10 protein-coding genes and 2 riboswitches are annotated in these 9,400 nt (G+C 67.4%); of the genes, 9 read left to right on the forward strand and 1 reads right to left on the reverse strand.

Annotation, left to right across the window (positions count from 1 at the left end):
• Positions 1-889 (reverse strand): polysaccharide pyruvyl transferase family protein (locus tag QZ378_RS10620; RefSeq protein WP_291258241.1); only part of this gene is annotated, 889 nt, incomplete at its 3' end.
• Positions 890-1,111: 222 nt separating this feature from the next.
• On the opposite strand from QZ378_RS10620, the gene QZ378_RS10625 reads away from it, so the two are divergent.
• From QZ378_RS10625 to QZ378_RS10665, 9 genes are all read left to right on the forward strand, one after another.
• The gene (locus QZ378_RS10625) at positions 1,112-2,074 is read left to right on the forward strand and encodes a radical SAM protein (RefSeq protein ID WP_191528376.1); all 963 of its coding nucleotides are present in this window, start codon (positions 1,112-1,114) and stop codon (positions 2,072-2,074) included.
• Entirely contained in the window at positions 2,071-3,315 is a 1,245-nt protein-coding gene (locus QZ378_RS10630; RefSeq protein WP_291258242.1) for an adenosylhomocysteinase, read from the forward strand. The genes QZ378_RS10625 and QZ378_RS10630 overlap by 4 nt, the downstream gene beginning before the upstream one ends.
• Before the next feature lie 94 nt (positions 3,316-3,409).
• Positions 3,410-3,503: riboswitch (SAM riboswitch) on the forward strand.
• A gap of 76 nt (positions 3,504-3,579) precedes the next feature.
• Positions 3,580-4,761 carry a methionine adenosyltransferase gene (gene metK / locus QZ378_RS10635; RefSeq protein WP_087238365.1) on the forward strand — a complete coding sequence of 394 codons (1,182 nt, stop codon included), beginning with the start codon at positions 3,580-3,582 and terminating at the stop codon, positions 4,759-4,761.
• A gap of 129 nt (positions 4,762-4,890) precedes the next feature.
• On the forward strand, positions 4,891-5,448 hold the full coding sequence (locus tag QZ378_RS10640; protein WP_291258243.1) for a TetR/AcrR family transcriptional regulator: 558 nt from the start codon (positions 4,891-4,893) through the stop codon (positions 5,446-5,448).
• A gap of 62 nt (positions 5,449-5,510) precedes the next feature.
• The gene (locus tag QZ378_RS10645) at positions 5,511-5,915 is read left to right on the forward strand and encodes a hypothetical protein (protein ID WP_366766231.1); all 405 of its coding nucleotides are present in this window, start codon (positions 5,511-5,513) and stop codon (positions 5,913-5,915) included.
• 43 nt (positions 5,916-5,958) lie between these two features.
• Positions 5,959-6,145, forward strand: a riboswitch (cobalamin riboswitch).
• A 112-nt stretch (positions 6,146-6,257) separates the two neighbouring features.
• On the forward strand, positions 6,258-7,421 hold the full coding sequence (gene cbiD / locus QZ378_RS10650; RefSeq protein ID WP_291258244.1) for a cobalt-precorrin-5B (C(1))-methyltransferase CbiD: 1,164 nt from the start codon (positions 6,258-6,260) through the stop codon (positions 7,419-7,421).
• A gap of 48 nt (positions 7,422-7,469) precedes the next feature.
• Positions 7,470-8,225 (forward strand): precorrin-4 C(11)-methyltransferase, encoded by a 756-nt coding sequence (gene cobM, locus QZ378_RS10655; protein WP_291258245.1) that lies wholly within the window; start codon positions 7,470-7,472, stop codon positions 8,223-8,225.
• Positions 8,222-9,211: a cobalamin biosynthesis protein gene (locus QZ378_RS10660; protein WP_291258246.1), complete on the forward strand. Its 990-nt coding sequence runs from the start codon at positions 8,222-8,224 to the stop codon at positions 9,209-9,211. The genes cobM and QZ378_RS10660 overlap by 4 nt, the downstream gene beginning before the upstream one ends.
• On the forward strand, positions 9,208-9,400 hold a 193-nt coding region (locus QZ378_RS10665), incomplete at its 3' end, for an SAM-dependent methyltransferase (protein WP_291258247.1). The genes QZ378_RS10660 and QZ378_RS10665, both read left to right, overlap by 4 nt.

Consider the following 9,400-nt stretch of genomic DNA (forward strand, 5'->3'; position numbering starts at 1 on the left):
GGAACTGGAGGGAGAAGGCCGCCCCGTGGAAGGAGTTGGTCACCACGGCGGAGGCGTGCCGGAACAGGCCCAGGAACTCCCGGGGCCCGGCGTCAAAGACGATCTCCGAGGCCCCCTCGATCTTCCGCCGGGCCCCCGCCAGCTGGACGATGGGCCAGCCGGTACGCCGGGACAGGGCCAGGGCGTAGGGGGCCGCCTCGGCGGGGTCGGAGACGAAGTAGCACAGGATGTAGGGCCCCTGGTGCCTGGGCGGCGCGGCCAGGGCCCCCCAGTCCTCCCCGTTGAGCAGCAGGGTGGGGTCCAGCACCACCCGGGCCTCCCGCACGGCGGCCTCTTTCAGCAGTAGCTGCCCCCGCATCTCCCGCACCGACAGGGCGGAGAAGGGGGCCAGGAAGTCCCGCAGCTGCGCCGCCTTGTCCGCCGGCAGCTCCGGCACACCCAGGCTGGGGGCGTAGGCGATGCGGCGGCCCTCCTTCACAAAGCCCAGCAGGAAGGAGGGGTCGAACTGCTTGTCCTGGAAGATATAGGGATTCCAGATCTGGTCGCTGCCCGCCACGTACACGTCGTACTCCGGCGGGGCGGCCCGGAGCTGGTCAAAGGCGGTGTACCGCTCCGGCGACAGCTCCATCTGCTCCGCCACGAAGGCCTCAAAGCGGGTAAACCGCCGCTGGAAGGCCCCGTAGTGGAGGGCGGTGTGGGCGTCGGAGGCCATGCCCCGCACGCCGCCCCCCTTTTTGAAGAGCTGGTTGGTGCGGGTGGTGTGGGGTAGGCGGTAGTCAATGATCTCGCAGTCGTGGCCCAGACCCTGAATAGCCCTCATGGTGGCGTAGGCCTGGAGCTGGGCCCCGTAGTGGTGGGCAAAGTGGAAGGTGATCAGTCCGGTGCGCATGGCGCTTCCTCCTAAAGAACGGGCACAAATCAAATCAGTATAGTATATCCCGGAAATGCCGGGCTTGTCAATGCGGGCGGCATACCTGAGAAATTCCGCCAGAACGGGAAATCTGTCTATGGCGCTTTGGGGCGAACTGCGGTATAATACTCCTATTCCAGGAACGACGATGTAATCTTGCAGCTTGCGCGGCCCCGCGCGGCGGGAAAGGAGTGTGTGCCCATGCGCTTGCCGGCCAGCATCAAGGCCTTTGGGATCACCCGGGCGCTGGACTACCTGGAGCGGGATCCGGATGCCAATCTTCCCCGCCTGATGGAGTGGGTGGACAAATATACCGAGGAGCGGCTGAGCCCCGCCTACCGGGAGCTGTTCCACAAGGCCATGACCGACCCGGAGAACAACTGGCACCGGCTCATCAAGAGCATGTATACCGACATTGACAACCGGGTGCTCAAGAAGATTTTTGAGAATTTTGTCATCCACGGCGGCCTGCTGGAGTGGCCGGAGCGCAGCGCGGCGGGGAAGCTGAATCAGGAGGACGCCCCATGGTCGGTGCTCATCGACCCCTCCTTCCCCTGCTCCATGGACTGCGCCGGCTGTGGCGCCTCCATCTACGGCGTGCGGCCCTCCCTGGAGTTTGACAGCATGGACGAGGCGGTGGAGCGCCGGAAGGCCCAGGGCTGCCACCTGTTTATCGTCAGCAGCGGCGACCCCCTGGCCAAGGAGCAGGAGGCCATCGCCCTGTGCAACAAGCACAGCGACTGCGTGTTCGCCGCCTTTACGCCCCCCCAGTCCATCACCGAACAGCTGTGTGTGGATCTGCTGCGGGTGTGCAACCTGTTCCCCGCCATCCGGGTGGATGTGGATCCCCAGGACGCCAGGCGGGCGGCGGAGCTGCTGCGGCGGTACCGGCTGCCCTTCGGGGTGGCCTGCGGCTGCACGGCGGACAACGCCGACCAGGTGGCCACCAAGACATATTATGACACGGTCATCGGCGTGGGGGCCAAGTTCTGCTGGTTCTTCTCCTGCCCGGCCTACGGGCCGTCCAGGCCCCCCACGCCGGAGCAGCTGGAGGCCATCCACCGGCGGGTGAAGGCCTTCCGCAAAACAGAGCCCCTGCTCACCCTGGATTTCTGGGACGGGCCCGGCATTTCGGAGGCCGCCCCCCAAGGAGGAAAAACATGAGTATTGTAAAGGATATGTCCCTGGCCCCCTCCGGGCGCAGGAAGATCGGCTGGGTGCGGGACTTCATGCCCGCCCTGGGCGGCATCGAGGCCCGGTTTGAGAAGGAGAAGCCCTTTGCCGGGCTGCGGGTGGCGGTGTCCGTCCACCTGGAGGCCAAGACCGCCAACCTGGGCTATGTGCTGGCCAAGGGCGGCGCGGAGGTGCACCTCACCGGCTCCAACCCCCTGTCCACTCAGGACGACGTGGCCGCCGGCCTGGCCGATCTGGGGGTGGAGACCTTCGGCGTCCACGGCGTCAGCGCCGAGGAGTATGAGCGGCTGCTCATCGAGACCATCAAATTCAAGCCCCACCTGATCGTGGACGACGGCGGCGACCTGGTTCACCTGCTGGGGGGCAAGTGCGCCGATCTGGCGGAGAACCTGTTCGGCGGATGCGAGGAGACCACCACCGGCATCCTCCGCCTCAAGGCCCGGGAGCGGGAGGGCATCCTGCCCTGCGCCATGATGGCGGTGAACGACGCCAAGGCCAAGCACTACTATGACAACAAGTACGGCACCGGCCAGAGCGTGTGGGACGCCATCATGCACACCACCAACCTGGTGGTGGCGGGCAAGACCGTGGTGGTGGCCGGGTACGGCTGGTGCGGCAAGGGCGTGGCCATGCGGGCCAGCGGCATGGGGGCCGACGTGATCGTCTGTGAGGTGGATCCCTTCAAGGCCCTGGACGCCACCATGAACGGCTTCCGGGTCATGCCCATGGACGAGGCCGCCAGATACGGCGACGTGTTCGTCACCGTCACTGGCTGCAAGGACGTGATTACCCCGAAGCACTTTGAGGTGATGAAGAACAACGCCATCCTCACCAACGCGGGCCACTTCGACTGCGAGGTGGATGTGGCCGGACTGGCCGAAATGGCCGTCAGACGGGAGGTGCGCCGGGAGAACATCGAGGGCTTCACCCTGCCCGACGGCCGGGTGCTCAACGTCATCGGCGAGGGGCGGCTGGTAAACCTGGCCGCCGGCAACGGCCACCCCGCCGAGATCATGGACATGTCCTTCGCCGTCCAGGCCCTGGCCCTGGAGTGGCTGGTGAAGCACCGGGACGGCCTGGAGAAGAAGCTCTATCAGGTGCCCGCCGAGATCGACGACCAGATCGGCCGGGTGAAGCTGGCTGCCATGGGATTGTCCATCGACACCCTCACCCCCGAGCAGGAGGCGTATCTCAACGGCTGGAAGGCGTGAAAACCGGGGGCCGGAGGCCGGCTATACACATGTCCTGTTTTGTCTATTGAAAAACAGGGGGAAAGCCGGTAGAATAATGACAGTCAATTGAATAGCCTTATCGAGAGCGGTGGAGGGAACGGCCCGATGAAACCCGGCAACCTGCGATGCAAGGTGCCAAATCCGGCGAGGTAATCGAAAGATGAGGATGGATGAGCTCCGCGCGCTCCGCCATCCGGCGGAGCGCGTTTTTGCGCTCACAGTCAGAAAGGAAGGAATTATAACATGGCAAAGCGTCTGTTCACCTCGGAGTCCGTCACCGAGGGACATCCCGACAAGGTCTGCGACCAGATCTCCGACGCCGTCCTGGACGACATTCTGGCCGCCGATCCCACGGCCCACGTGGCCTGCGAGACCTTCACCACCACCGGCATCGTGACGGTGATGGGCGAGATCACCACCAAGCACTACACCGACATCCCCTCCATCGTCCGCCGCACTGTGGAGCGCATCGGCTACACCGATCCCGCCTACGGCTTCGACTACCGCTCCTGCGCGGTGATGACCGCCATTGACGAGCAGTCCCCCGACATCGCCATGGGCGTCAACGAGTCCTATGAGCTCCAGCAGGGCGGCACCGACGAGGCCGACCGCATCGGCGCCGGCGACCAGGGCATGATGTTCGGCTACGCCTGCGACGAGACCCCCGAGCTGATGCCCGCCCCCATCTCCATGGCCCACAAGCTGTCCCGCCGCCTGGCCGACGTGCGCAAGTCCGGCCAGCTCAAGTGGCTGCGCCCCGACGGCAAGAGCCAGGTCACCGTGGAGTACGGCGACGACGGCCAGGTTCTCTCCTGCCCCGCCATCGTGGTGTCCACCCAGCACGACCCCGACATCGCCCTGAAGGATCTGCGGGAGGCCGTGGTGGAGGAGATCATCAAGCCCATCATCCCCGCCCAGTACATCACCAAGGACACCAAGTTCTACGTCAACCCCACCGGCCGCTTCGTGGTGGGCGGCCCCGTGGGCGACACCGGTCTGACCGGCCGTAAGATCATCGTGGACACCTACGGCGGCTCCGCGGCCCACGGCGGCGGCTGCTTCTCCGGCAAGGATCCCACCAAGGTGGACCGCTCCGCCGCCTACATGGCCCGCTACGTGGCCAAGAACCTGGTGGCCGCCGGCCTGTGCCGCAAGTGCCAGATCGAGCTGGCCTACGCCATCGGCGTGGCCCACCCCGTCTCCGTGCTGGTGGACACCTACGGCACCGGCGTGCTGGACGAGGAGAAGCTCTCCGCCATCGTCAATGAGAACTTCGACCTGCGCCCCGCCAAGATCATCGAGCACCTGGATCTCCGCCGCCCCATCTACGAGCAGACCGCCGCCTACGGCCACTTCGGCCGCACCGACATCGACCTGCCCTGGGAGCACACCGACATGGTGGAGAAGCTGAAGAGCTATCTGTAAGAGAAAACCGGCAGCCTGGAAAAATCCCTGGCGCGGGCAGTGCCCGCGCCGGGGATTTCTGCGTATTTCCGGTTGACAGAAGGGCAGGATCTGCTAAAATGAACTTTGTTCAGAATGGGGGCGAGGCGCGTGAATACGGCAGTTACCTCCCGGCAGGCCCTGCTGGCCGCCAGCCGGGCCGTGGCCCGGCGGCAGGGGCTGGACGGCCTGAGCATCCGGGCGGTGGCGGAGGAGGCCGAGGTCTCCGTGGGCTCGGTCTACAACTACTTCTCCGGCAAGGCGGAGCTGATGGCCGCCACGGTGGAGGAGATCTGGGGGCAGATTCTGTCCGCGCCGGAGGCGGAACCGCCGGAGGATTTCGTCTCCTGCGTCCACGGGCTGTTCCACCGCATCCGAACCGGGGCGGGGGAGTACCCCGGCTTTTTCCGGGGACACGCCGCCGGCTTCCTGCCGGAGGGGCGGGCCGGCGGCCGCCAGGCCATGGAGGAGACCCTGGGGCAGCTCCGCCGGATGCTGCTGCGGGCGCTGGAGGCGGATCGGGCCGTATCGCCCGCCGCCTTTGACGATTGTTTCACCCGGGAGCAGCTGGCCGCCTTTGTGCTGGACAGCCTGCTGGGACAGCTGAGCCGGGGGGCGGACAGCTGCGGCGGGCTGGAGCAGGTGCTCCGGCGGCTGCTCTACCGCTGAAGAGTCCCCGCGCCCGCCGCGGCGCGGAACATGAGATCTGAGACAAGGGGGAACCCGATTTGGTGAAAAAAGAGACGCTGCTCCTGCTGGCCGGACTGGTGTGGGGGGCGGCGGGGGTCAACATCCTGCGCATCGGGCTGCTGGCCTACCCCGGCCACGCCGCAGTGTGGAGCATCGCCCTCTCCGTGCTGGTCTTCGTCCTTTTTCAGGGGAGGGTGTTCGGCCCGCTGGTGCGGCGGCACACGGTGCGCATCCGCGGCTACGGCGCCGTGCGCCAGTGGTTCTGGCGCTTTTTTGACCGGAAATCCTTCCTGATCATGGCCCTGATGATGACGCTGGGCATCGGCCTGCGGGCCAGCGGCCTGGCGCCGGAGGGCTTTATCGCCGTGTTTTACACCGGCCTGGGCGCCTCCCTGCTGACGGCGGGCATCCGCTTCCTGCTGGCGGCCCCCCGCAGGGAATTTTGAAACCCCGCCTTTACTTTTGCCCCGCATCCTGCTATAATAACAGGGAATTCAATGCACCCGCAGTGCGCGGCGGAGCCGCGCATCGGGAAGCCGGTGAAAATCCGGCGCAGTCTTACCTCTACTGTAAGCGTGGACAAAGGCGCACAGGCCATTGGTTCCCAGGGAACCGAGAAGGCGCGCCGGAGGAGGAAACGCAAGCCAGGAGACCTGCTGTGGTGTGCGAACCGGCGTAGCTCTGAGGTGGAGAGGTGCGGCAGACCCCGACAGCAGGGATGCAAAAGGGATGCAAGGATTCTCCTCGTCAGCCGAGGAGGATCTTTTTTGTTGTCAGGAGGTGTCTGTGTGGCAAAGCTGGAGCTGTATATCCCGGTGGGGCGGCAGAAGCTGCGCTGCGGCTACACCACCGGTACCTGCGCCGCGGCGGCCGCCGCCGGGGCCGCGGCCCGGCTGCTCACCGGCGAAACCCTGCCCGCCGTACGCATTGCCACCCCGGCGGGGGTGGCGGTGGAGGCCGAACTGCTCCGGCACGCCGCCGGGGAGGGCTGGGCCGCCTGCGCGGTGCGCAAGGACGGCGGCGACGACCCGGACGTCACCGACGGGGCGCTGATCTTCGCCCGGGTGGAGCGGACGGACACCCCCGGCATTGTCATCGACGGCGGCGAAGGGGTGGGCCGGGTGACCCTGCCCGGCCTGGATCAGCCGGTGGGGGCGGCGGCCATCAACTCCACCCCCCGGCGGATGATCGGGGAGCAGATGGAGGCTGTTATGGCCAAGGCCGGGTACACCGGCGGCCTGCGGGCGGTGATCTCCGTGCCGGAGGGGGAGGCCCTGGCAAAGCGCACCTTCAACCCCCGGCTGGGCATCGTGGGGGGCATCTCCATCCTGGGCACCAGCGGGATTGTGAAGCCCATGAGCGAGGCGGCCCTGCTCGACTCCCTCTACCTGGAGATGGACCAGCGGCGGGCGGCGGGGACGGAGGATCTGCTCCTCACCCCCGGCAACTACGGGGAGAGCTTTGCCAGAGAGGTGCTGGGCCTGAACCTGGACCGCTGGTGCATGTGCAGCAACTACCTGGGGGCGGCCATCGACCACGCCGCCGGGGCGGGGTTCCGCTCCGTGCTGGTGGTGGGGCACCTGGGCAAGCTGATCAAGGCGGCGGCCGGGTGCATGAACACCCACTCCAAGACCGCCGACGCCCGGCGGGAGACGCTCACCGCCCACGCCGCCCTGGCCGGGGCGGACGGAGCACTGCTGCGTGCCCTCTTTGACAGCCCCACCACCGACGCGGGGGTGGAGCTGCTGAAACAGGCCGGCCTGCTGGGGCCGGTGATGGCCTCCATCGGGGAGGCCCTGGACGGACAGTTGAAGCGCCGGGCGGGGGAGGGGCTGACCATCGAGGCCTTCTTCTTCTCCAACCAGTACGGCATTTTGGGAAAGACCCCGGGGGCGGAGCGGCTGCTGGCCCTCCACCGGGCAGCCCCGGATGGCGAAACGGCGGGCGGATGATATCCGCCCCTACACACAACTTGTCTACGCGCTCAGGAGGTTTATATTATGGTACATTTTATCGGCGCGGGCCCCGGCGGGGCGGATCTGATCACGGTGCGGGGTGCCAGACTGCTGGGGGAGGCCGACGTGATCATCTACGCCGGATCCCTGGTGAACCCCGCCCTGCTGGACTACAAGAAGGAGGGCTGCCAGGTCTATAACAGCGCCTCCATGACCCTGGAGCAGGTCATCGAAGTGATGAAGGCCACCGAGGAGAAGGGCGGCGTCACCGTCCGCCTCCACACCGGCGACCCCTCCCTCTACGGGGCCATCCGGGAGCAGATGGACGAGCTGGACAAGCTGGGCATCGCCTACGACGTGACCCCCGGCGTGTCCTCCTTCTCCGGGGCGGCGGCGGCCCTCAACGCCGAGTATACCCTGCCGGAGGTATCACAGTCCGTGATCATCACCCGCATGGCGGGGCGGACGCCGGTGCCCGAGGGGGAGGGGCTGCGCAAGCTGGCCTCCCACGGCTGCACCATGGTGCTGTTCCTGTCCACCGGCCTGCTGGAGCAGGTGGAGGAGGAGCTGACGGCGGGGGGCTATTCTCCCGACACCCCGGCGGCCATCGTCTACAAGGCCACCTGGCCGGAGGAGAAGGTGTTCCGCTGCACCGTGTCCACCCTGGCAAAGACCGCCAGGGAGAACAGGATCACCAAGACGGCGCTGATTACCATCGGGCATTTCCTGGGGGATGATTACGAGCGCTCCAAGCTCTACGACCCCGCCTTCACCCACGAGTTTCGGGAGGCCAGCCGATGACCGTGGCGGTGATCGCCTTTACCCGCAGAGGCGCGGCCCTGGGGAAAACCCTGGCGGCCGCCCTGGGCGGCACCCTGTCCGCCCCCGCCCGCTTTGCCGCGGACGTGGGGGCGGAGCCGGTTCCCTCCCTGGACGCCTGGACGGCGGCACAGTGGGGGGAGGCCGAGGGGCTGATCTTCGTGGGGGCGGCGGGCATCGCCGTGCGGGCCATCGCCCCCCATGTCAAGGATAAATTCACCGACCCCGCCGTAGTCAGCGTGGACGAGGCGGGGCGGTTTGCCGTCCCCCTGCTGTCCGGCCACGTGGGGGGCGCCAATGGGCTGGCCCTCCGGGTGGCGGCACTCACCGGCGGGCAGGCGGCGGTGTCCACCGCCACCGACGTCAACGGCCTCTTTGCCGTGGACGTGTGGGCAAAAGGGAACGGCCTTGCCATCACCGACCGGACGCTGGCCAAGGAGGTCTCCGCCGCCCTCCTGGACGGGACGCCGGTGGGCTTTGCCAGCGACTTCGGCCACCCCTGCCCCGAGGGCCTCACGGACGGCCCGGCGGAGCTGGGGGTGTGGGTCACCGACCGGACGGGGGCGGGGCCCTTTTCCCGCACCCTGCGGCTGGCCCCCCAAAGCCTGATTTTAGGCATCGGCTGCCGCCGGGGGACGGAGCAGGCGGCCATCGAGGCCCTGGCCTCCGCCGCCCTGGCGGGGTATGAGCCCCGGGCCGTGGCGGCGGTGGCCACCATTGATCTGAAGAAAGACGAGCCGGGCCTGCTGGCCTTCTGCCAGGCCCATCACCTGCCCCTGCGCACCTTCCCGGCGGAGGTGCTGGCGGCGGCGGAGGGGGACTTCACCCCCTCGGAATTTGTGAAGGGCGTCACCGGCGTGGACAACGTGTGCGAGCGGGCGGCGGCTGCCGCCGGGGGGCGGGTCATCGTCCCCAAACAGGCAAGAAACGGCGTCACCGTCGCGGTGGCGAGAAAGGAATCCCTATGAAAGTGACTGTCATCGGGCTGGGCCCCGGCGGCGGGGCGGATCTCACCGGCCGGGCCCGGGCCGCCCTGGAGGAGTGCGACCTGATCGTGGGCTACACCGCCTACATCGACCTGGTGAAGGAGAACTTCCCGGACAAGGAGACCCTGTCCACCGGCATGCGGCGGGAGGTAGACCGCTGCCGGGCGGCGG

Source organism: Flavonifractor sp. (genome assembly GCF_019422385.1).
Lineage (GTDB): Bacteria > Bacillota > Clostridia > Oscillospirales > Oscillospiraceae > Flavonifractor > Flavonifractor avistercoris.